Origin of the sequence: Endozoicomonas sp. ALC020 (assembly GCF_049275935.1) — a bacterium.
GTDB lineage: Bacteria > Pseudomonadota > Gammaproteobacteria > Pseudomonadales > Endozoicomonadaceae > Endozoicomonas_A.
The window spans coordinates 3,432,770-3,457,029 of sequence record NZ_CP184830.1; the positions used below are offsets into that span (position 1 = coordinate 3,432,770).

11 protein-coding genes are annotated in these 24,260 nt (G+C 48.9%); all 11 read right to left on the minus strand.

Annotated features, from left to right (window positions below; all coding sequences use genetic code 11):
- Positions 1–101 precede the first annotated feature (101 nt).
- Positions 102–1,922 (minus strand): hypothetical protein, encoded by a 1,821-nt coding sequence (locus tag ACOJUO_RS12800; RefSeq protein ID WP_422140016.1) that lies wholly within the window; start codon positions 1,920–1,922, stop codon positions 102–104.
- Positions 1,923–2,100: 178 nt separating this feature from the next.
- Entirely contained in the window at positions 2,101–4,185 is a 2,085-nt protein-coding gene (locus tag ACOJUO_RS12805; protein ID WP_422140017.1) for a hypothetical protein, read from the minus strand.
- A 195-nt stretch (positions 4,186–4,380) separates the two neighbouring features.
- Positions 4,381–7,158: a hypothetical protein gene (locus tag ACOJUO_RS12810; RefSeq protein WP_422140018.1), complete on the minus strand. Its 2,778-nt coding sequence runs from the start codon at positions 7,156–7,158 to the stop codon at positions 4,381–4,383.
- A 178-nt stretch (positions 7,159–7,336) separates the two neighbouring features.
- Positions 7,337–9,319: a hypothetical protein gene (locus ACOJUO_RS12815; RefSeq protein WP_422140019.1), complete on the minus strand. Its 1,983-nt coding sequence runs from the start codon at positions 9,317–9,319 to the stop codon at positions 7,337–7,339.
- A gap of 178 nt (positions 9,320–9,497) precedes the next feature.
- Entirely contained in the window at positions 9,498–11,933 is a 2,436-nt protein-coding gene (locus ACOJUO_RS12820; protein WP_422140020.1) for a hypothetical protein, read from the minus strand.
- A 178-nt stretch (positions 11,934–12,111) separates the two neighbouring features.
- Positions 12,112–13,965: a hypothetical protein gene (locus ACOJUO_RS12825; protein ID WP_422140021.1), complete on the minus strand. Its 1,854-nt coding sequence runs from the start codon at positions 13,963–13,965 to the stop codon at positions 12,112–12,114.
- Positions 13,966–14,144: 179 nt separating this feature from the next.
- Entirely contained in the window at positions 14,145–15,773 is a 1,629-nt protein-coding gene (locus tag ACOJUO_RS12830; protein WP_422140022.1) for a hypothetical protein, read from the minus strand.
- A 160-nt stretch (positions 15,774–15,933) separates the two neighbouring features.
- Entirely contained in the window at positions 15,934–18,045 is a 2,112-nt protein-coding gene (locus tag ACOJUO_RS12835; protein WP_422140023.1) for a hypothetical protein, read from the minus strand.
- Positions 18,046–18,220: 175 nt separating this feature from the next.
- Positions 18,221–19,699 carry a hypothetical protein gene (locus ACOJUO_RS12840; RefSeq protein WP_422140024.1) on the minus strand — a complete coding sequence of 493 codons (1,479 nt, stop codon included), beginning with the start codon at positions 19,697–19,699 and terminating at the stop codon, positions 18,221–18,223.
- Positions 19,700–19,961: 262 nt separating this feature from the next.
- Complete coding sequence (locus tag ACOJUO_RS12845; protein ID WP_422140025.1) at positions 19,962–21,989, minus strand: hypothetical protein; 2,028 nt, start codon at positions 21,987–21,989, stop codon at positions 19,962–19,964.
- 210 nt (positions 21,990–22,199) lie between these two features.
- The gene (locus ACOJUO_RS12850) at positions 22,200–24,218 is read right to left on the minus strand and encodes a hypothetical protein (RefSeq protein ID WP_422140026.1); all 2,019 of its coding nucleotides are present in this window, start codon (positions 24,216–24,218) and stop codon (positions 22,200–22,202) included.
- Between the last annotated feature and the right edge of the window lie 42 nt (positions 24,219–24,260).

Sequence of the window (24,260 nt, forward strand, 5' to 3'; positions counted from 1 at the left end):
ACAAAGAGAGAGTGTTTAATAATTCTATACCTGCTTTCTGGTATACAGATAGGAAGGATAGATCAAGAAAATAAGCTTGTTTTTCTGACAAAAACCTTTTGCTAATTCTGGTCCACATCAACAGGCTTGCGTTGTTGATGTGTTTTTTTGTGACTTGAAAGAGTTTGTGCACTCTTGCAGAGCGTCCCGCACGGCCGCTGCCGACCATCCTTACCATCCACTGCTATGTCACAGGATTGTTGCCTGTTGTGAGTGTATCTTTTGTGATCTCGCAGAGCGCCGACACTCTTGCAGACCTTCCCGCATGACCGCTGCTGACCATCATCATCGGCCACGATTGCAACACAGGTTCTTTGCCCGTTGTGGTTTCTTTTTTTGTGAAGTGACAGGATGTAGGCATTATTGCAGACCTTCCCGCATGGTTGCGGTTTACCGTCCTTGCCGACCACGATTACTTCACAGGTTTTATTTTCATTGTGGTATCTAAGCTTGTGATACGACAAAGCTCTGACGCTCTTGCAGACCTTTCCGCAAGGCCGCTGCTGGCCATCCTCTCGGACCAGTCGCACCTTACAGATTCTTAGTCCGATGTGGGCGTTTCTTTTGTGATTCGACAGGGCTTTGATATTTCTGAAGACCTTCCCGCATAGCCGCTGCAGACCATCCTCTCCGTCCATGGTCAGGCCACAGGTTCTCTGTTCGATGTGAGTGTTTTTTTTGTGATCCGACAGGGCGATGGCATTCTTGCAGACCTTCCCGCATGGCCGTCGCAGACCATCCTCCCCGAGCAAGGCAAGATTACAGGTTCTTTGGCCGGTGTGGGCGTTTCTTTTGTGATCCGACAGGGCCATGGCATGCCTGCAGACCTTCCCGCATGGCCTTTCCATGCCATCCTCTGTGACCAATGTTACGTCACAGGTTTTTTTCCCGGAGTGCGACCTTCTTTTGTGATCCGACAGGGTCTTGGCATTCTTGCAGAGCTTACCGCATGGTCGCTGTTGACCATCCTTCCCGACCACGGGCACGACACAGGCTTTTTCACCGGAATGGACTTTTCTTTGGTGATCCAAAAGGGATTTAGCGTTCTTGTAGACTCCCTTGCAATTCCATAGCTGGCCATACTGATCGACCGTTGTCAGGTTACAGTAGACTGGCGCTGCAGGAGCGGTTGTATTGACCGGGTTGTCATTAATGCCATGTGCCTGAAGTTGAATGGCAAAGGGATCATTTGACCTTTCGTTTGCCGAATCAGAATGTAATCGGAATTTACAAACGCCATGACAGGGGTGGACGAAACAATCTAAATCCAAAGTGTGTGAGTGTTGTTGAGGGTCTTCGTAGCCGTCACCGGAGCCGGAAGACAGAGAGCTGGTGAAAACGCTTGTTGGCTGGCGGCTGGCTTGCAGGGCCTGTTGGCCAGATGACTCTGGTAGCTGGCTTTGTTGTTGTGGTTGTTGTTGGTCATATCCGGAGCCTTGAATCATAGTAGCGATCGCAAAGGGCTGACTCCCCTGTGTCAACCTCATTTCTGATTGTTCATCCGGTTTAAACAGCGGTGAGTCGGGGTTCCAATAGCTTTTCAAAAGCCAGCCGACCGTGGCAATCCCTTCTATCGGTAGCCATGAATAAGAGGTAGCACCCAGAGGAGAGGCTTTGCTGGTCATGGTCAGTTTGTAGGCAACCAGCAAATTTGTGGCATAAAGCAACTGCCAGGAAATCGATTCAATGAGGGTTGTTTTAACTTCGTAACTGAATAATCTTTGTCGTTTATCAACAGAGAGTAAATCTGATCTTATAAAGCCGTTTTTGTCGGCAATGCCTGACGGATTCTCCGAGAATGCACGTTGCTCTGGCTTTATAGAAAAAATCTGGTTTGAAAAAACTGCATCCTTTTGAAGCTCGACAATATAACGTCTGGTCAAGGTTTCAGCCTGACAGGCGACAGTCAGCGAAAGTAGTAGCAGATGTGCCGCAAAGAGTGAGTATTTAATGATTTTATCCTTGTCTTCGGATATACAGAGAGGAAGGATAGATCAAGAAAGTAAGCGTGGTTTTCTGTCGAAAACTTTTTGCCAAAGGTGGTTACTTATTCACATTACCTTATGGAGGACTGAGACTGTCTTTATGGTCCGCATCAACAGGCTTGCGTTTTCGATGTGTTCTCTTGTGCTCAGACAGGGTTTTGGCATTCTTGTAAACTTTTCTACATGGCCGCTGTTGACCATCCTCCCCGACTATCATAACATCACAGGTTTGTTGCCCGGTGTGGCCGTTTTTTTTGTGATCCGCAAGGATCGACTTATTCTTATAGATCTTCCCGCATGGTCGTCGCTGGCCATCTTCCCCGACTATCATTACGTCACAGGTTTGTTGCCCTGCGTGGGTATTTCTTTTGTGATTACAAAGGGCTCGGCGATTCTTGCAAACTCTTCCGCATGGCCGTCGCATGCCATCCTTACCGACCATCATAACGTCACAGGTTTGTTGCCCGGAGTGAGTGTCTCTTTTGTGCTCCTGTAGAACGCAGGCACTCTTGCAGGCTTTCCCGCATGGCCGCTCCTGGCCATCCTCATCGGTCACGATCACATCACAGGTTTTTTGCTCGCTGTGATTTCTTTTTTTGTGATCTGACAGGGTACAGGCATTCTTGCAAACCTTTCCGCATGGCCGTCGCTGGCCATCCTCCCGGACCATCATAACGTCGCAGGTTTGTTGTCCGGTGTGGGTGCTTCTTTTGTGATACTGCAGAGCGCCGACATTCTTGCAGACCGTTCCGCAAGGTCGCGGCTGGCCATCTTCTGAGACCATGGTTACGTCACAGGTTTTTTTCCCGGTGTGTTGTTTGAATTTATGACATGAGAGGGAGCCAGCACTATTGCAGAGTTTCCCGCATGGCTGCGGCTGACCATCCTCCCCGACCACGATTACATCACAGATTCTTTGCCCGGTGTGGGCGCTTTTTTTGTGAGTCAACAGGGCGCTGGCATTCATGCAGACCTTTCCGCATGGCCGCTCCTGACCATCCTCTGTGACCATTATGACTGCACAGATTTGTTGCCCGGTATGGGCCTTTTTTTTGTGACCCGACAGGGCATCGGCATTTTTCCAGACCTCCCCGCATGGTCGCAGTCGGCCATCCTCCGCGATCACGGGTGCGAGACAGGTTTTTTTGCCGGTGTGGAATTTTTTTTGGTGATTCAAAAGGGATTGAGCACTCTTGTAGACTTTCTCGCAATTCCGTAGCTGACCATCCTCATCAAGTCTTGTCAGGTTACAGGGGACTGGCACCGGAGCGGTTGTATTGACCGAATTGCGGTCAATGTCATGTACTTGAAAAATTTGGCCAGAAGCGCATTGGAGTTGAATGACAAAGAGATTATTTGATGTTTCATTTGCAGAATCAGAATGCCAGTTGCAACGATAGCAGAGACAATTATGGGGGCAGGGGTTTTGTCCGGGTGTTGCTCCTGTTGGGTTTGCCAGACTTTCTTCAGAATTCAGCGACCTTTCAGCTGGCCCCATGTTTTCGGAAGATGGTCGGAATTTACAAACGCCATGACAGGGGTGAACGAAACAATCTAAACCTAAAGTATGTGCGTGTTGTTGAGGGTCTTCGTAGCCGTCACCGGAGCCAGCAGATAGAGGGCTGGTGAAAGCACTTGTTGGTCGGCCTTTGGCTTGTTGGCCTGATGACTCTGGTGACTGGCTTTGCTGTTGTGGCTGTTGCTGTGGTTGTTGTTGGTCATAACCGGAGCCGTGCATCATAGTAGTGATCGCAAAGGGCTGATTCCCCTGTGTCAACCTGATTTCTGATTGCTCAATCGGTTTAAACAGAAGTGAGTCGGGGCTCCAATAGCTTTTCAAAAGCCAGCCGACAGTGACAATCCCTTCTACCGGTAGCCATAAATAAGAGGTAGCACTCAGAGGAGGGGCTTTGCTGGTCATGATCAGTTCGAAGACAACAAGCAAATTCGTGGCGTAAAGCAACTGCCAGGAAATCGACTCAGTGAGGGTTGTTTTTTCTTCGTAACTAAAAAAGTACTGTCGTTTATATTCGGAGGATAAATCTGGTCTTTTAAAGCCGTTTTTGTCGGTAATATCTGACGGGCTATACGGCAGTGAACGTTGGTCTTTTTTTATAGAAAAACTCTGGTTTGAAAAAACTGAATCTTGTTTAAGTTCCACAATAAAACGCCTGGTCAAGGTTTCTGGCTGACAGGCGACAGTCAGCGAAAGTAGCAGCAGAGGTGCCGCTAAGAGTGAGTATTTAATGACTTTATCCTTGCCTCCGGGTATACAGACAGGAAGGATAGATCAAGAAAGTGAGTTTTTTTTCTTTCAAAAACCTTCTGCTAAAGGTCGTTATTTATTTACTTTATCTTATGGAGGGTTGAGACTGTCTTTCTGGTTCACATCAACAGGCTTGCGTTTTCGATGTGTTCTTTTGTGCGCAGTCAGGGTTTTGGCATTCTTGTAAACCTTTCCACATGGCCGCTGTTGACCTTCCTCACCGACTATCATAGCGTCACAGGTTTGTTGCCCGGTGTGAACGTTTTTTTTGTGATCCGCAAGGACCGACTTATTCTTATAGACCTTCCCGCATGGTCGTCGCTGGCCATCCTCCCCGACTATCATAAGGTCACAGGTCTGTTGCTCGCCGTGGGCATTTCTTTTGTGATTACGAAGGACTCGGCTATTCTTGCAAACTGTTCCGCATGGCCGTCGCTCACCACCCTCCCCAACCATATTAACGACACAGGTTTGTTGCCCGGTGTGAGCGTTTTTTTTATGATACTCCAGAGCGTTAACATTCTGGAAGACTATGCCGCATGTCCGAGGTTGGCCATTTTCCCCAGTCACGGTTACTTCACAGGTTTGTTGCCCGGAGTGGTATCTTCTTTGGTGATTCATCATGGCAGGACTCTTGCAGATCGTCATGCATGGCCGTTGCTGGCCATCCTCCCCGGCCATCATAAGGTTACAGGTTTGTTGCTCGGTGTGAGCGCTTTTTTTGTGATACCGCAGAGCGTTGACATTCGTGCAGATCTTCCCGCATGGCTGCTGCTGGCCATCCTTATCGGCAATGAGCATACTGCAGGTTTTTTGCCCGCTGTGGTATCCAAGCTTGTGAGACGACAAGGACCTGGCGCTCTTGCAGACTCTTCCGCAGGGTCGCTGCAGGCCATCCTCCCCGACAACGGTTAAGACACAGGTTTTTTGTCCGCTGTGGTGATCGAATTTATGACACGAGAGAATTTGAGCAGTCTTGCAGAGTGTCCCACATGGCTGCGGTTGACCATCGTTCCCGACTATCATAACTTCACAGATTTGTTGCCCGCTGTGGGCGTTTTTTTTGTGAGCCGACAGGGCGTAGGCATTTATGCAGACCGTCCCGCATGGTTGTGGTTTATCATCCTTGCCGACCACAATGACTTCACAGGTTTTTTGCCCGCTATGATATCCAAGCTTATGAGACGACAAGGCTTTGGCGCTCTTGCAGATCGTTCCGCAAGGTCGCTGCTGGCCATCCTCTCCGACCAGGGTTGAGTCACAGGTTTTTTGCCCGCTGTGTTGATTGAACTTATGAGAAGAGAGAGAGTGATTGCTGTTGCAGAGTTTCCCGCATGGCCGCAGCTGACCATCCTCACCGACCACGGTTACATCACAGGTTCTTTGCCCGGTGTGGGCGCTGTTTTTGTGACTCGACAGAGCGCTGGCATTCTTGCAGAACTTCCCGCATGGTTGCGGTTTACCCTCTTTGCCGACCACAATGACTGCACAGGTTTTTTGCCCGCTGTGGTATCCAAGCTTGTGATCTGACAAGGCTTTGGCGCTCTTGCAGACCGTTCCGCAAGGCCTCTGTTGGCCACTCTCTCCGACTACGGTCACATCACAGGTTCTTTGCATGTCGTGAGCTCTCTTTTTGTGATTCGTCAGGGAGTTGGCGCTCATGCAGACCCTTCCGCATGGCCGTTCCTGACCATCCTTTGTGACCATTATGACTTCACAGGTTTTCTGCCCGGTGTGCGTTCTTCTTTTGTGGCTCGACAGGGCACCGGCATTTTTCCAGACCTTCCCGCATGGTCGCAGCCGACCATCCTGCCCGACCACGGGCGCGAGACAGGTTTTTTTACCGCTGTGAACTTGTTTTTTGTGATTCAAAAGGGATTGAGCACTCTTGTAGACTTTCTCGCAATTTCGTAAGTGGTCTTCCTCATCGACCATTGTCAGGTTACAGGCGAATTGCTCTGCAGGGGCGGTTGTATTATCCGGGTTATCATCAATGTCATGTACCTGGAATAGTTGGCCAGAAGCGCATTGGAGTTGAATAGCAAAGGGATCCTTTGATGTTTCATTTGCAGGATCAGAATGCCTGGTGCAACGATAGCAGAGACAATTATGGGGGCACGGGTTTTGTCCGGGTGTTGCTACTGTGAGGCTTGTCAGACTTTCTTCAGAATTCAGCGACCTCTCAGTTGGCTCCATTTTTTCGGAAGATGGTCGGAGTTTACAAACACCATGACAGGGGTGGACGAAACAATCTAAACCCAAAGTATGTGCGTTTTGTTGAGGGTCTCCGAAGCCGTCACCGAAGCCAGAAGAAAGAGGGCTGGTAAAAGCGCTTGTTGGCTGGCAGTTGGCTTGTGGGGCTTGTTGGCCAGATGACTCTGGTAGGTGGCTTTGTGGTTGCTGTTGGTCATAGCCGGAGCCGTGCATCATAGTAGTGATCGCAAAGGGCTGATTCCCCTGTGTCAACCTGATTTCTGATTGTTCAATCGGTTTAAACACTGCTGAGTCGGGGTTCCAATAGCTTTTCAAAAGCCAGCCGACAGTAACAATCCCTTCTATCGGTAGCCATGAATAAGAGGTAGCACTCAGAGGAGGGGCTTTGCTGGTCATGATCAGTTCGAAGGCAACCTGCAAATTCGTGGCGTAAAGCAAATGCCAGGAAATCGACTCAATGAGGGTTGTTTTTACTTCGTAACTAAAAAAATTCTGTCGTTTATAATCAGGGTCTAAATCTGGTGTTTTAAAGCCGTTTTTGTTCGCAATATCTGACGAATTATCCGACAGTGAACGTTGGTCTGGCTTGATAGAATAACTCTGGTTTGAAAAAGCTGCATCCTGCTGAAGCTCGACAATATAATGTCTGGTCAAGGTTTCAGCCTGACAGGCGACAGTCAGCGAAAGTAGCAGCAGAGGTGCCGCAAAGAGTGAGTATTTAATGATTTTATCCTTGCCTCCAGATATACAGAAAGGAAGGATAGATCAAGAAAGTAAGCGTGTTTTTCTGTTAAAAACCTTCTGCTAAAGTTGTTTACTTAATCACATTACCTTATGGAGTGCTGAGAGTGTCTTTCTGGTTTGTATCAACAGGCTTGCGTTTTCGATGGGTTCTTTTGTGCTTAGAAAAGGTGTTTACATTCTTGTAAACCTTTCCACAAGGCTGCGGCTGACCATCCTCTCCGACCATGGTCACATCACAGGTTTGTTGCCCGGTGTGGGCGCTCCTTCTGTGACCCGACAGAGTTCGTTTATTCTTGCAGACGGTTCCGCAAGGTCGTTGCTGGCCATCCTCGCTGACCAATATAGCGTTGCAGGTTTGTTGTCCGCAGTGGTATCTGCTTTTGTGACATGACAGGTCTTGAACACTCTTGCAGACTTTTCCGCATGGCCGCTGCTGGCGATCCTCATCGGCCACGATCACATCGCAGGTTTTTTGCTCGCTGTGGTGTCTTTGTTTGTGACTCGACAGGATATAGGCATTTTTGCAGACCCTCCCGCATGGTTGCTGTTTACCATCCTCGCCGATCACGATTACTTCACAGATTTTTTGTCCGCTGTGGTATCCACGCTTGTGATCTGACAAGGCTTTGTTGCTCTTGCAGACCGTTCCGCATGGCCACTGCCGACCATCCTCTCTGACCAGGGGCATGTCGCAGGTTTTTTGCCCGGTGTGTCGACTGTACTTATGAGTGGAGAGAGATTGAGTACTTCTGAAGAGTTTCCCGCATGGCCGCAGCTGACCATCCTCCCCGACCACGGTCTCACCACAGGTTCTTTGCCTGCTGTGGACGTTTTTTTTGTGACTCGACATGGCGCCACCACTCTTGCAGACCTTTCCGCATAGCCGTTCCCTACCATCCTCTGTGACCATTATCACGTTACAGGTTTGCTGCCCGGTGTGGGTACTTCTTCTGTGATTCGACAGGGCAACTAAATTTTTGCAGACCTTCCCGCATGGTCGCAGAAGGCCATCCTCCCCGACCACGGGAGTGAGACAGGTTTTTTGGCCGGTGTGGACTTGTCTTTTGTGATTCAAAAGGGATTGAACACTCTTGTAGACTTTCTCGCAATTCCGTAGCTGACCATCCTCTTCAAGTATTGTCAGGTTACAGGGGACTGGCACTGGAGAGGGGGTTGTATTGGCCGGGTTGTCATCAATGTCATGTACCTGAAATGGTTGGCCAAAAGCCCATTGCAGTTGTATGGCAATGGGATTATTCGATGTTTCATTTGCGGGATCAGAATGTCGAACGCAACGATAGCAGAGACAATTGTGAGGGCAAGAGTTTTGTTCTGGTGTTGTTCCTGAATGGCTTGCCAGACTTTCTTCAGATTTCAGCGACCTTTCAGCTGGCCCCATGTTTTCGGAAGATGATCGGAATTTACAAACGCCATGACAGGGGTGAACGAAACAATCTAACCCTAAAGTATGTGCGTGTTGCTTAGGGTCTCTGAAGCCGTCACCTGAGCCAGATGACAGAGGGTTGGTGAAGGCGCTTGTTGGCTGGCGTGTGGTTTGTGGGGCTTGTTGGTCAGATGACTCTGGTAGCTGGCTTTGTGGTTGTTGTTGCTCATAGCCGGAGCCGTGCATCATAGTAGTGATTGCAAAGGGCTGATTCCCCTGTGTCAACCTGATTTCTGATTGTTCAATCAGTTTAAACAGTGCTGAGTAGGGGTTCCAATAGTTTTTCAAAAGCCAGCCGACAGTGGCAATCTCTTCTATCGGTAGCCATGAATAAGAGGTAGCACCCAGAGGAGGGGCTTTGCTGGTCATGATCAGTTCGAAGGCAACCAGCAAATTCGTGGCGTAAAGCAACTGCCAGGAAATCGACTCAATGAGAGTTGTTTTTACTTTGTAACTGAAAAAACTCTGTCGTTTATAATCAGAGGCTAAATCTGGTGTTATAAAATTGTTTTTGTCGGCAATATCTGACGGATTATCCGACAGTAAACGTTGGTCTGGCTTTATAGAAAAACTCTGGTTTGAAAAAGCTGCATCCTGTTGAAGCTCGACAATATAACGTCTGGTCAAGGTTTCGGCCTGACAGGCGACAGTTAGAAAAAGTAGTAGCAGAGGAGCCGCTAAGAGTGAGTATTTAATGATTTTATCCTTGCCTCCAGATATACAGAGAGGAAGGATAGATGAAGAAAGCAAGCGTGATTTTCTGTCAAAAACCTTCTGCTAAAGGTTCTTTCTTATTCACTCTACCTTATGGAGGGCTGAGACCGCCTTTCTGGTCCGCATCAACAGGCTGGCGTTTTCGATGGGTTCTTTTGTGATTAGACAGGGTCAATGCATTCTTGTAAAGCTTTCCGCATGGCCGTCGCTGACCATTCTCTCCGACCACTGTTACATCACAGGTTTGTTGCCCGGTGTGGGCGTATTTTTTGTGACGCCACAAGACATTTTTATTCTTGTAGACCTTCCCGCATGGCCGTTTCTGGCCATCCTCTGTGACCATTATGGCGTCACAGGTTTGTTGCCCGGAGTGGGTACTTCTTTTGTGATAACAAAGGGCAAGGTTATTCTTGCAAATTGTTCCGCATGGCCGTTGCTCACCATGCTCCCCGACCATCATAAAGTCACAGGTTTGTTGCCCGGAGTGAGTGTTTCTTTTGTGCTCCTGTAGAACGCAGGCACTCTTGCAGGTCTTCCCGCATGGCCTCTCCTGGCCATCCTCATAGGTCACGATCACATCACAGGTTTTTTGCTCGCTGTGATTTCTTTTTTTGTGTTCAGACAGGGTAAAGACATTCTTGCAAACCTTTCCGCATGGTCGTCGCTGGCTATCCTCCCCGACAATCATAACGTCACAGGTTTGTTGCCCGGTGTGGGTGCTTTTTTTGTGATACCGTAGAGCGCTGACATTCTTCCAGACCGTTCCGCAAGGTCGTTCCCGGCCATCCTCATCGGTCACGATCAGAGCACAGGCTTTTTGCTCACTGTGCTGTCTTTGTTTGTGATCTGACAGTTTATAGACATTCTTGCAAACCTTTCCGCATGGTCGTTGCTGGCCATTCTCCCCAACCATCATAACGTTACAGGTTTTTTGCCCGGCGTGAGTGCTATCTTTGTGATACCGTAAAGTGTCGACATTCTTGCAGAGCGTTCCGCAAGGTCGCTGCTGGCCATCCTCTCCGACCAGGATTACGTCACAGGTTTTTTGCCCGGTGTGGCGTCTGAATTTATGACTCGCGAGAGACCTGGAACTCTTGCAGAGTGTCCCGCATGGCTGCGGCTGACCATCCTCCCCGATCACGGTCACATCACAGGTTCTTCGCATGTCGTGGGCTCTTTTTTTATGACTCGACAGGCTGCTGGCGTTCATGCAGACCTTTCCGCATTGACGTTCCTGACCATCCTCTGTGACCCTTATGAGTTCACAGGTTTGCTGCCCGGTGTGCGTCCTTCTTTTGTGGTCCGACAGGGCACCGCTACTCTTGCAGATCTTTCCGCATGGCCGTTCCTGACCATCCTTTGTGACCATTATAACATCACAGGTTTTCTGCCCGGTGTGCATCCTTCTTTTGTGGCTCGACAGGGCATTGGTATTTTTCCAGACCTCCCCGCATGGTCGCAGCCGACCATCCTTCCCGACCACGGGCGCGAGACAGATTTTTTTACCGCTGTGGACTTGTTTTGTGTGATTCAAAAGGGATTGAACACTCTTGAAAACTTTTTCACAATTTCGTAGCTGACCATCCTCATCAAGTATTCTCAGGTTACAGGGGACTGGCACAGGAGCGCTTGTATTGAACGGGTTGTCATCAATGCCATGTCCCTGAAACAGTTGGCCAGAAGTGCATTGGAGTTGAATGGCAAAGCGATCATTTGATGTTTCATTTGCAGAATCAGAATGCCTGCTGCAACGATGGCAGAGACAATTATGGGGGCATGGGTTTTGTCCGGGTGTTACTCCTGTAGAGCTCGCCAGACTTTCTTCAGAATTCAGCGCCCTTTCAGTTGGCCCCATGTTTTCGGAAGATGCCCGGAACTTACAAACGCCATGACAGGGGTGAACGAAACAATCTAAACCCAAAGTATGTGCGTGTTGTTGAGGGTCTCCGAAGCCGTCACCGGAGCCAGAAGACAGAGGGCTGGTGAAAGCGCTTGTTGGTTGGCGTGTGGCTTGTTGGCCAGATGACTCTGGTAGCTGGCTTTGTTGTTGTTGTGGTTGTTGCTGCTCATAGCCGGAGCCTTGCATCATAGTAGTGATTGCAAAGAGCTGATTCCCCTGTGTCAACCTCATTTCTGTTTGTTCAATCGGCTTAAACACTGCTGAGTCGGTGTTCCAATAGCTTTTTAAAAGCCAGCCGACAGTGATAATCCCTTCTACCGGTAGCCATGAATAAGAGGTAGCACCCGGAGGGGGGGCTTTGCTGGTCATGATCAGTTCGAAGGCAACCAGCAAATTCGTGGCGTAAAGCAACTGCCAGGAAATCGACTCAATGAGGGTGGTTTTTATTTCGCAATTGAAAAAGCATCGTCGTTTATAATCAGAGAGTAAATCTGGTGTTACAAAACCGTTTTTGTCGGCAATATCTGACGGATCATCCGACAGTGCACCTTGGTTTGGCTTTATAGAAAAACTTTGGTTTGAAAAATCTGCATCCTGTTGTAGCTCAACAATATAACGTCTTGTCAACGTTTCGGCCTGACAGGCGACAGTCAGCAAAAGTAGCAGCAAAGGTGCCGCAAAGAGTGAGTATTTAATGATTTTATCCTTGCCTCCAGATATACAGAGAGGAAGGATAGATCAAGAAAGTAAGCCTGTTTTTCTGTCAAAAACCTTCTGCTAAAGGTTCTTACTTATTCACTTTACCTTATGGAGGGCTGAGGCCGTCTTTCTGGTTCGCAGCAACAGGCTTGCGCTTTCGGTGTATTCTTTTGTGCACAGACAGGGTTTTGGCATTCTTGTAAACCTTTCTGCATGGTCGCTGTTGGCCATCCTCACCGACTATCATAACGTCACAGGTTTTTTGTTCGGTGTGGGCATTTCTTTTGTGGTTACAAAGGGCTTGGCGATTCTTGCAAACTGTTCCGCATGGCCGTCGCTCACCATCCTTCACAACCATCATAACGTCACAGGTTTTTTTCCCGGTGTGTTGTTTGAATTTATGACACGCGAGAGAATCAGCACTACTATAGAGTTTCCCGCATGGCCGCGACTGTCCGTCCTCCCCGACCACGGTCAAATCACAGGTTCTTTGCCCGGTGTGAGCGCTTTTTTTGTGTCTCGACAGGGCGCTGCTATTCATGCAGACCCTCCCGCATGGTTGCGGTTTATCATCCTTGCCGACTACGATTACTTGACAGGTTTTTTGCCCACTGTGACATCCAAACTTATGAGACGACAAGGCTCTGGCGCTTTTGCAGACCTTTCCGCAAGGCCACTGGCGTCCATTTTCTCCGACCAGGGTCACGTCACAGGCTTTTTGCCCGGTGTGGGCGTCTCTTTTGTGATCCGACAGGGGACCGGCATTCTTGAAGACCATCCCACAAGGCTGCGGCTGACCATCCTCATCGACCACGGTCACATCACAGGTTCTTTGCCCGGAGTGGGTGCTTGTTTTGTGACTCGACAGGGCGCTGGCATTGCTGCAGACCTTTCCGCATTGACGTTCCTGACCATCCTCTGTGACCATTATGATTTCACAGGTTTGCTGCCCGGTGTGCATCCTTCTTTTGTGGCCCGACAGGGCACCGGCATTCTTGCAGACCTCTCCGCATGGCCGTTCCCGACCATCCTCTGTGACCATTATGACGTTACAGGTTTGTTGCCCGGTGTGGGCCTTTATTCTGTGATTCGACAGGGCACCGGCATTTTTCCAGACCTCTCCGCATGGTCGCAGCCGACCATCCTTCCCGACAACGGGCACGAGACAGGTTTTTTTACCGGTGTGGTATCCTTTTCTGTGTTTCAAAAGGGATTGAGTAGTCTTGTAGACTTTCTTGCAATTCCGTAGCTGGCCATCCTTATCGACCATTGTCAGGTTGCAGGTGAATTCGGAAGATGGTCGGAATTTACAAACGCCATGACAGGGGTGAACGAAACAATCTAAACCCAAAGTATGTGCGTGTTGTTGAGGGTCTTCGTAGCCGTCACCGGAGCCAGAAGACAGAGGGTTGGTGAAAGCGCTTGTTGGCTGGGGGGTTGTTTGTGGGGCTTGTTGGCCAGATGACTCTGGTAGCTGGCTTTGTTGTTGTGGTTGTTGGTCATATCCGGAGCCGTGCATCATAGTCGTGATTGCAAAAGGCTGATTCCCCTGTGTCAACCTCATTTCTGATTGTTCAATCGGTTTAAACATCGGTGAGTCGGGGTTCCAAAAGCTTTTCAAAAGCCAGCCGACAGTGACAATCCCTTCTACCGGTGGCCATGAATAAGAGGTAGCACCCAGAGGAGGGGCTTTGCTGGTCATGATCAGTTCGAAGGCAACCAGCAAATTCGTGGCGTAAAGCAACTGCCAGGAAATCGACTCAATGAGGGTGGTTTTTATTTCGCAATTGAAAAAGCATCGTCGTTTATAATCAGAGAGTAAATCTGGTGTTACAAAACCGTTTTTGTCGGCAATATCTGACGGATCATCCGACAGTGCACCTTGGTTTGGCTTTATAGAAAAACTTTGGTTTGAAAAATCTGCATCCTGTTGTAGCTCAACAATATAACGTCTTGTCAACGTTTCGGCCTGACAGGCGACAGTCAGCAAAAGTAGCAGCAAAGGTGCCGCAAAGAGTGAGTATTTAATGATTTTATCCTTGTCTCCAAGTATACAGAGAGGAAGGATAGATCAAGAAAGTAAGCCTGTTTTTCTGTCAGAATCTTTCTGTTAAAGGTTGTTGCTTACTTCAGATTACCTTATGGAGGGCTGAGACCGTCTTTCTGGTTCGCATCAACAGGCTTGCGTTTTCGATGCATTCTTTTGTGCACAGACAGGGTTTTGGCATTCTTGTAAACCTTTCCACATGGCTGCGGCTGACCATCCTTTCCGACCACGGTCACAGCACAGGTTTTTTGCCCACTGTGCTTTCTTTTTTTGTGATCTGACAGGATATAGGCGTTCTTGAAGACCCTCCCACACAGTTGTGGCTTACCATCCTTGCTGACCACGAGTACCGCACAGGTTTTTTGCCCGCTGTGGCATCCAACCTTGTGAGATGAAAGGGTTTTGGCGCTCTTGCAGACCGTTCCGCATGGTTGCTGCTGACCACCCTCTCCGACCACGATCACGTCACAGATTTGTTGCCCGGTGTGGGCGTCTCTTTTGTGACCCGACAAGGAACCGGCATTCTTGAAGACCTTCCCGCAAGGCCGTGGCTGACCATCCTCATCGACCACGGTCACATCACAGGTTCTTTGCCCGGTGTGGGCGCTTGTTTTGTGACACGACAGGGCGCTGGCATTCTTGCAGACCTTTCCGCATTGACGTTCCTGACCATCCTCTGTGACCATTATGATTTCACAGGTTTGCTGCCCGGTGTGCTTCCTTCTTTTATGGCCCGACAGGGCACTGGCATTCTTGCAGACCTCTGCGCATGGCCGTTCCCGACCATCCTCTGTGACCATTATGACGTTACAGGTTTGTTGCCCGGTGTGGGCCTTTAGTCTGTGATTCGACAGGGCAGTGGCATTTTTCCAGACCTCTCCGCATGGTCGCAGCCGACCATCCTTCCCGACTACGGGCACGAGACAGGTTCTTTTACCGGTGTGGTATCCTTTTCTGTGGTTCAAAAGGGATTGAGTAGTCTTGTAGACTTTCTTGCAATTCCGTAGCTGGCCATCCTTATCGATCATTGTCAGGTTGCAGGTGAATTCGGAAGATGGTCGGAATTTACAAACGCCATGACAGGGGTGAACGAAACAATCTAAATCCAAAGTATGTGCCTGTTGTTGAGGGTCTCCGCAGCCGTCACCGGAGCCAGAAGACAGAGGGTTGGTGAAAGCGCTTGTTGGCTGGGGGGGTGTTTGTGGGGCTTGTTGGCCAGATGACTCTAGTAGCTGGCTTTGTTGTTGTGGTTGTTGTTGGTCATATCCGGAGCCGTGCATCATAGTAGTGATCGCAAAGGGCTGATTCCCCTGTGTCAACCTCATTTCTGATTGTTCAATCGGTTTAAACAGCGGTGAGTCGCGGTTCCAATAGCTTTTCAAAAGCCAGCCGACAGTGATAATCCCTTCTACCGGTAGCCATGAATAAGAGGTAGCACCCGGAGGGGGGGCTTTGCTGGTCATGATCAGTTCGAAGGCAACCAGCAAATTCGTGGCGTAAAGCAACTGCCAGGAAATCGACTCAATGAGGGTGGTTTTTATTTCGCAATTGAAAAAGCATCGTCGTTTAGGATCAGAGAGTAAATCTGGTGTTACAAAACCGTTTTTGTCGGTAATATCTGACGGATCATCCGACAGTGCACCTTGGTTTGGCTTTATAGAAAAACTTTGGTTTGAAAAATCTGCATCCTGTTGTAGCTCAACAATATAACGTCTTGTCAACGTTTCGGCCTGACAGGCGACAGTCAGCAAAAGTAGCAGCAAAGGTGCCGCAAAGAGTGAGTATTTAATGATTTTATCCTTGCCTCCTGATATACAAAGAGGAAGGATAGATCAAGAAAGTGAGCGTGTTTTTCTGTCAAAAAACTTCTGCTAAAGGTCGTTACTTATTCACATTACCTTGCGGAGGGCTGAGACCGTCTTTCCGGTTCGCATCAACAGGCTTGCGTTTTCGATGGGTCCTTTTATGCGCAGACAGGGCCATTGCATTCTGGTAAACCTTTCCGCATGGTCGCAGCTGACCATTCTCCCCGAGCACGGTCACATCACAGGTTTGTTGCCCGGTGTGGGTGCTTATTTTGTGATACCTTAGAGCGCTGACATTCTTGCAGACCGTTCCGCAGGGTCGCGGCTGACCATCCTCTGCGACCACGGTTACCTGACAGGTTTTTTTCCCGGTGTGTTGTTTGAATTTATGAGACGAGAGAGAATCTGCACTATTGCAGAGTTTCCCGCATGGCCGCAGCTGACCATCCTCCCCAACCACGGTCACATCACAGGTTCTTTGCCCGGTGTGAGCGCTTTTTTTGTGGCTCGACAGGGCGCCGGAATTCATGCAGACCTTCCCGCATGGTTGCGGTTTATCATCCTTGCCGAGCACGATTACTTCACAGGTTTTTTGCCCACTGTGACATCCAAACTTGTGAGACGACAAGGCTCTGGCGCTTTTGAAGACCTTTCCGCAAGGCCGCTGCTGGCCATTCTCTGCGATCAGGGTCACGTCACAGGTTTGTTGCCCGGTGTGGGCGTATCTTTTGTGATCGGAAAAGGCGCTGGCATTCTTGCAGACCTTCCCGCAAGGCCGCAGCTGACCAGCCTCACCGACCACGGTTACATTACAGGTTCTTGGCCCGGAGTGGACACTTGTTCTGTGACTCCACAGGGCGAAGACATTCATGCAGACCTTTCCGCATAGACGTTCCTGACCATCCTCTGTGACCATTGTGATTTGACAGGTTTGCTGCCCGGTGTGTGTCCTTCCTCTGTGGCTCGACAGGGCACTGGCATTCTTGCAGACCCTTCCGCATGGTCGTTCCCGACCATCCTCTGTGACTATTATGACGTTACAGGTTTGTTGCCCGGTGTGGGCACTTCTTCTGTGATTCGACAGGGCAACGGCATTTTTCCAGACTTCCCCGCATGGTCGCAAACGGCCATCCTCACCGACCACGGGTGCGAGACAGGTTTTTTTACCGGAGTGGACTTTTCTCTGGTGATCAAAAAGGGATTGAACGCTTTTGTAGACTTTCTCGCAATTTCGTAGCTGACCATCCTCATCAAGCGTTGTCAGGTTACAGGGGACTGGCTCTGGAGGGGGGGTTGTATTGGCCGGGTTGTCATCCATGTCATATCCCTGAAAAAGTTGGCCAGAAGCGCATTGGAGTTGAATGGTAAAGAGATTATTTGATGTTTCATACGCAGAAGCAGAATGCCTGATGCAACAATAGCAGAGGCAATCATGGGGGCATGGGTTTTGTTCGGGTGTTGCTGCTGTAAGGCTCGCCAGACTTTCTTCAGATTTCAGCACCCTTTCAGTTGACCCTATGCTTTCGGAAGATGGTCGGAAGTTACAAACGCCACGACAGGGGTGAACGAAACAATCTATACCCAAAGTATGTACGTGTTGTTGAGGGTCTTCGAAGCCGTCACCGGAGCCAGAAGACAGAGGGTTGGTGAAAGCGTTTGTTGGCTGGCGGGTTGTTTGTGGGGCTTGTTGGCCAGATGACTCTGGTAGCTGGCTTTGTGGTTGTTGGACATATCCAGAGCCGTGTATCATAGTCGTGATTGCAAAAGGCTGGTTCCCCTGGGTCAACCTCATTTCTGATTGTTCAATCGGTTTAAACATCGGTGAGTCGGGGTTCCAATAGCTTTTCAAAAGCCAGCCGACAGTGACAATCCTTTCTACCGGTGGCCATGAATAAGAGGTAGCGCCCGGAGGGTGGGCTTTGCTGGTCATGATCAGTTCGAAGGCAACCAGCAAATTAGTGGCGTAAAGCAATTGCCAGGAAATCGACTCAATCAGGTTTTTTTTTACTTCGTAACCGAAAAAGCATCGTCGTTTATAATCAGAGAGTAAATTTGGTGTTATAAAACCGTTTTTGTCGGCAATATCTGACGTATCATACGACAGTACATGCTGGTTTGGTTTTACAGAAAAACTCTGTTTTGAAAAAGTTGCATCCTGCTGTATTTCGACAATATAACGTCTTGTCAACGTTTCGGTCTGACAGGCTACAGTCAGGGAAAGTAGCAGCAAAGGTGCCGCAAAGAGTGAGTATTTAATGATTTTATCCTTGCCTCCAGATATACAGAGAGGAAGGATAGATCAAGAAAGTAAGCCTGTTTTTTTGTCAGAAACCTTCTGTTAAAGGTCGTTACTTCCCATTATCTTATGGAGGGCTGAGACTGTCTTTCTGGTTTGTATCAACAGGCTTGCGTTTTCGATGCATTCTTTTGTGCACAGACAGGGTTTTGGCATTCTTGAAAACCTTTCCACATGGCCGGGGCTGACCATCCTTTCCGACCAGGGTCACATCACAGGTTTTTTGCCCACTGTGCTTTCTTTGTTTGTGATCTGACAGGATATAGGCATTCTTGAAGACCCTCCCACACAATTGTGGTTTACCATCCTTGCTGATCACGAGTACTGCACAGGTTTTTTGCCCGCTGTGGCATCCAGTCTTGTGAGATGAAAGGGCTTTGGCGTTCTTGCAGACCCTTCCGCATGGTCGCTGCTGGTGACCCTCTCCGACCACGATCACGTCACAAGTTTCTTGCTCGGTGTGGGCGTCTCTTTTGTGACTCGACAGGAGACCGGCATTCTTTAAGACCTTCCCGCAAGGCCGCAGCTGACCATTCTCATCGACCACGGTTACATCACAGGTTCTTTGCCCGGAGTGGGCGTTTTTTTTGTGATTCGACAGGGCGTCGGCATTCTTGCAGACCTTTCTGCATGGCCGTTCCTGACCATCCTCTTCGACCACTATGACGTCACAGGTTTGTTGCCCGGTGTGCGTCTTTCTTTTGTGATACCCAAGGGTGCTGGCATTCTTGCAGACCTTCCCGCATGGTCGCAGCTGACCATCCTTCCCGACCACGAGCGCGAGACAGGTTTTTTTACCTGAGTGGTATGCTCTTTTGTGATTCAAAAGGGAAAAAGCGCTCTTGTAGACTTTCTCGCAATTTCGTAGCTGACCATCCTCATCAAGTATTGTCAGGTTACAGGGGACTGGCACTGGAGCGGTTGTATTCAGCACCCTTTCAGTTGACCCTATGCTTTCGGAAGATGGTCGGAAGTTACAAACGCCATGACAGGGGTGAACGAAACAATCTATACCCAAAGTATGTGCGTGTTGTTGAGGGTCTTCGAAGCCGTCACCGGAGCCAGAAGACAGAGGGTTGGTGAAAGCACTTGTTGGTCGGCTGTTGGCTTGTGGGGCTTGTTGGCCAGATGATTCTGGTAGCTGGCTTTGTTGATGTGGTTGTTGTTGGTTATAGCCGGAGCCGTGCATCATAATAGTGATCGCAAAGGGCTGATTCCCCTGTGTCAACCTCATTTCTGATTGTTCAAACGGTTGAAACAGCGGTGAGTCGGGGTTCCAATAGCTTTTCAAAAGCCAGCCGACAGTGACAACCCCTTCTATCGGTAGCCACGAATAAGAGGTAGCACTCAGAGGAGGGGCTTTGCTGGTCATGATCAGCTCGAAGGCAACCAGCAAATTCGTGGCGTAAAGTAACTGCCGGGAAATCGACTCAATGAGGGTTGTTTTTATTTCGTAACTGAAAAATTTTTGTCGTTTATCATCACAGGGTAAATCTGGTGTCTTAAAACAGTTTCTTTCGGAGATATTCGATATAATATACGACATTAAGCGTTTATTTGACTTTATAGAAAAGCTCTGTTTTGAAAAAATTGCATCCTGTTGAATCTCGACAATAAAGCGTCTGGTCAAGGTTTCGGCCTGGCAGGCGACAGTCAGCAAAAGTGGCAGCAGAGGAGCCGCTAAGAGTGAGTATTTAATGATTTTATCCTTGCCTCGGGGTGTACAGAGAGGAAGGATAGATCAAGAAAGCAAGCGTGTTTTTCTTTCAAAAACCTTCTGCTAAAGGTTTTTGCTTATTCACTTTACCTTATGGAGGGCTGACAGCGTCTTTCTGGTTCGCAGCAACAGGCTTGCGCTTTCGGTGTATTCTTTTGTGCACAGACAGGGCTTTGGCATTCTTGTAAACCCTTCCACATGGCCATTGCTTGCCATCCTCCCCGACCGTCATAACGTCACAGGCTTGTAGCCCGGTGTGAGGCCTTCTTTTGTGATCACATAGAGCGCTGACATTCTTGTAGACCTTCCCGCATGGCCGCTGCAGGCCATACTCATCGACCACGATCACATCACAGGTTTTTTGCTCGCTGTGGTATCCAAGTTTGTGAATCCATAAAGCTTTGGCGTTCTTGCAGACCGTTCCGCAAGGTCGCTGCTGGTCATTCTCTTCGACCACGGTCAGGTTACAGGTTTTTTTCCCGGTGTGCTGGTTAAATTTATGACACGAGAAAGATTGAGCACTCTTGCAGAGTTTTCCGCATGGCCGCGGCTGACCATCTTTCCCGACCACGATCAGGTCACAGGTTCTTTGAGCGGTGTGGGCGTTTCTTTTGTGATGCGACAGGGTGATGGAATTCTTGCATACCCTCCCGCATGGTTGCGGTTTATCATCTTTGCCGACCACGATCACTTCACAGGTTTTTTGCCCGCTGTGGTATCCACGCTTGTGAAACGACAAGGCTCTGGTGCTCTTGCAGACCGTTCCGCAAGGTCGCTGCTGGCCATCCTTTTCGACCACTGTCACGTCACAGGTTTGTTGCCCGGTGTGGGTCCTTATCTTGTGATTCGACAGGGCACCGGCATTTTTCCAGACCGTTCCGCAAGGTCGCTGCTGGCCGTCCTCTTCGACCACTGTAAAGTTGCAGGTTTGTTGCCCGCTGTGGACCCTTCTTCTGTGATTCGACAGGTTACTGGCATTTTTGCAGACTTCCCCGCATGGTCGCAGCCGACCATCCTTCTCGACTACGGTCGCGAGACAGGTTTTTTTGCCGGTGTGGATTTTTCTTTGGTGATTCAAAAGGGATGCAACACTCTTGTAGACTTTCTCGCAATTGCGAAGCTCGCCATCCTCATCGACCATTGTCAGGTGACAGCTGACTTGTTCCAAAGCGGCGGTTGTATTGACCGGTTTGTCATCAATGCCATGTACCTGAAATTGGTCGCCAGAAGCCCATTGGAGTTCAATGATAGAGGGATCACTTGATGTTTCATTTGCAGGATCAAAATTCCAGATGCAACCATAGCAGAGACAATTATGGGGGCATGAGTTTTGTCCGGGTTTTGCTTCTGTAAGTCTTGCCAGACTTTCTTCAGAATTCAGTGACCTTTCATCTGGCCCCATGTTTTCGAAAGATGATCGGAATATACAAATGCCATAACAGGGGTGGACGAAACAATCTAAACCTAAAGTATGTGCTTGTTGTTGAGGGTCTCCGAAGCCGTCACCAAAGCCAGAATACAGAGGGCTGGTGAAAGAGCCTGTTTGTTGGCTGATGGCTTGTGGTGCTTGTTGGCCAGATGACTCTGATAGCTGGCTTTGTTGTTGTGGTTGTTGTTGGTTATATCCGGAGCCGTGCATCATAGTAGTGATTGCAATGGGCTCATTCCCCCGTGCCAACCTCACTCCTGATTGTTTAATCGGTTTAAAAAACGATGAGTCGGGGTTCCAATAGTTTTTCAAAAGCCAGCCGACAGTGACAATCCCTTCTACTGGTGAGCATGAATAAGAGGTAGAACCCGGAGGGTGGGTTTTGCTGGTCATGATCAGTTCGAAGGTAACCAGTAAATTCGTGGCATAAAGCAACTGCCATGAGATCGATTCAATGAAGGTTGTTTTTACTTCGTAACTGAAAAATCTTTGTCGTTTATCATCAGAGGGTAAATCTGGTCTTTTAAAGCCGTTTTTTTCGGTAATATCTGACGGGTTATCCGACAATGCACGTTGGTCTTGCTTTAAAGAAAAACTCTGGTTTGAAAAAGCTGCATCCTGTTGAAGCTCGACAATATAGCGTCCGGTCAAGGTTTCGGCCCGACAGGCGACAGTCAGCAAAAGTAGCAACAGAGGTGCCGCGAAGAGTGAGTATTTAATGATCTTATCCTTGCCTCCGGATATAGAGCGGGTCGCAAAACTCTGGTTTCCATGCTCTCAGGCCCTGTGGGTCGCAGCGTGGGAACGATTTGTTGGAGTTTCGTGACACCTTCTATACAGAGAGGAAGGATAGATCAAGAAAAAACCTTCTGCTTAAGGTCGTTGCTTATTCACATTACCTTATGGAGGGCTGAGGCCGTCTTTCTGGTTCGTATCAACAGGCTTGCGTTTGCGATGTGTTCTTTTGTGCACAGACAGTGTTTTGGCATTCTTGTAAACCTTTCCACACAGGCGCTCTTGGCCTTCCTCATCGGCCACGGTCACATCACAGGTTTTTTGCCCGGTGTGGGCGTTTTTTTTGTGATCCCAGAGGACATGTCTATTCTTGTAGACCTTCCCGCACGGTCGTTGCTGGCCATCCTCATCGGCTACTATCACATCACAGGTTTTTTGCCCGGTGTGCTCGCTTCTTTTATGATCACCAAGAGCTTGGATATTTTTGCAAACCTTTCCGCATGGCCTTCGCTCGCCATCCTTCCCAACCATCATAACGTCACAGGTTTGTTGCCCGGTGTGGGTACCTCTTTTGTGATCATAAAGGGCTATGGTATTCTTGCAAACCTTTGCGCATGGCCGTCGCTCACCATCCTCCCCAACCATCATAACGTCACAGGTTTGTTGCCCGGTGTGGGCGCTTTTTTTGTGATACCCCAGGGCGCTGACATTTTTGAAGACCTTGCCGCATGCTCGAGGTTGGCCATCTTCTCCTGTCTCGGTTACTTTACAGGTTTGTTGCCCGGAGTGGTATCTGTTTCTGTGATTCGTCAGGGCTCCAACATTCTTGCAGATCAGCGTGCATGGCCTTTGCTGGCCATCCTCTCCGAGCATCATAACGTTACAGGTTTGTTGCCCGGTGTGAGCGCTTCTTTCGTGATACCGTAGAGCGTGGACATTCATGCACACCTTCCCGCATAGCCGCTGCTGGCTATCCTCATCGGCAAGGATCATAGTGCAGATTCTTTGCCCCATGTGCTTTCTTTTTTTATGATCTGAGAGGATAATGGCATTCTTGCAGACTCTCCCGCATGGTTGCGTTATGCCATCCTCTCCGACCACGATTACTTCACAGATTTGCTGCCCAGTGTGCATTTTTCTTTTGTGGCCCGACAGGGCACTGGCATTTTTCCAGACCTCCCCGCATGGTCGCAGTCGGCCATCCTCTCCGAACACGGGTGCGAGACAGGTTTTTTTGCCAGTGTGGATTTTTCTTTGGTGATTCAAAAGGGATTGAACACTCTTGTAGACTCTCTCGCAACACCGTAACTGGCGATCCTCATCGACCATTGTCCGGTTACAGCTGACTTGCTCTGCAGGGGCGGTTGTATTGACCGGGTTGTCATCAATACCATATACCTGAAATAGTTGGTCAGAAGCCCATTGGAGTTGAATAGCAAAGGGGTCATTTGATGTTTCATTTGCAGGATCAGAATGCCAGATGCAACGATAGCAGAGACAATTATGGGGGCATGAGTTTTGCCCAGGTACTGCTCCTGATAGGCTTGCCAGACTTTCTTCAAAATTCAGCGACCTTTCATCTGGCCCCATGTTTTCGAAAGATGGTCGGAATTTACAAATGCCATGACAGGGGTGGACGAAACAATCTAAACCCAAAGTATGTGCGTGTTGTTGAGGGTCTGCGTAGCCGTCACCGGAGCCAGAAGACAGAGGGTCGGTGAAAGAGCCTGTTTGTTGGCTGGTGGCTTGCGGGGTTTGTTGGCCAGATGACTCTGATAGCTGGCTTTGTTGTTGTGATTGTTGTTGGTCATATCCGGAGCCGTGCATCATAGTGGTGATTGCAAAAGGCTGATTCCCCTGTGTCAACCTCATTTCTGATTGTTCAATCGGTTTAAACAGTGCCGGGTCGGGGTTCCAATAGCTTTCCAAAAGCCAGCCGACAGTGACAATCCCTTCTATTGGTGGCCATGAATAAGCACGGGCACCCACAGAAGAGGCTTTGCTGGTCATGATCAGTTCGAAGACAAGCAACAAATTCGTGGCGTAAAGCAACTGCCGGGAAATCGACTCAATGAGGGTTGCTTTTACTTCGTAACTGAAAAAACTTTGTCGTTTATAATCAGAGGGTAAATCTGATCTTTTAAAGCCATTTTTATCGGTAATATCTGACGGGTTATCCGACAATGCACGTTGGTCTTGATTTATGGAAAAACTCTGCTTTGAAAA

Coding starts and splice junctions, on each gene's coding strand:
- ACOJUO_RS12840 (WP_422140024.1), bottom strand. CDS start 19,699: ATGTCGTATATTATATCGAATATCTCCGAAAGAAACTGTTTTAAGACA.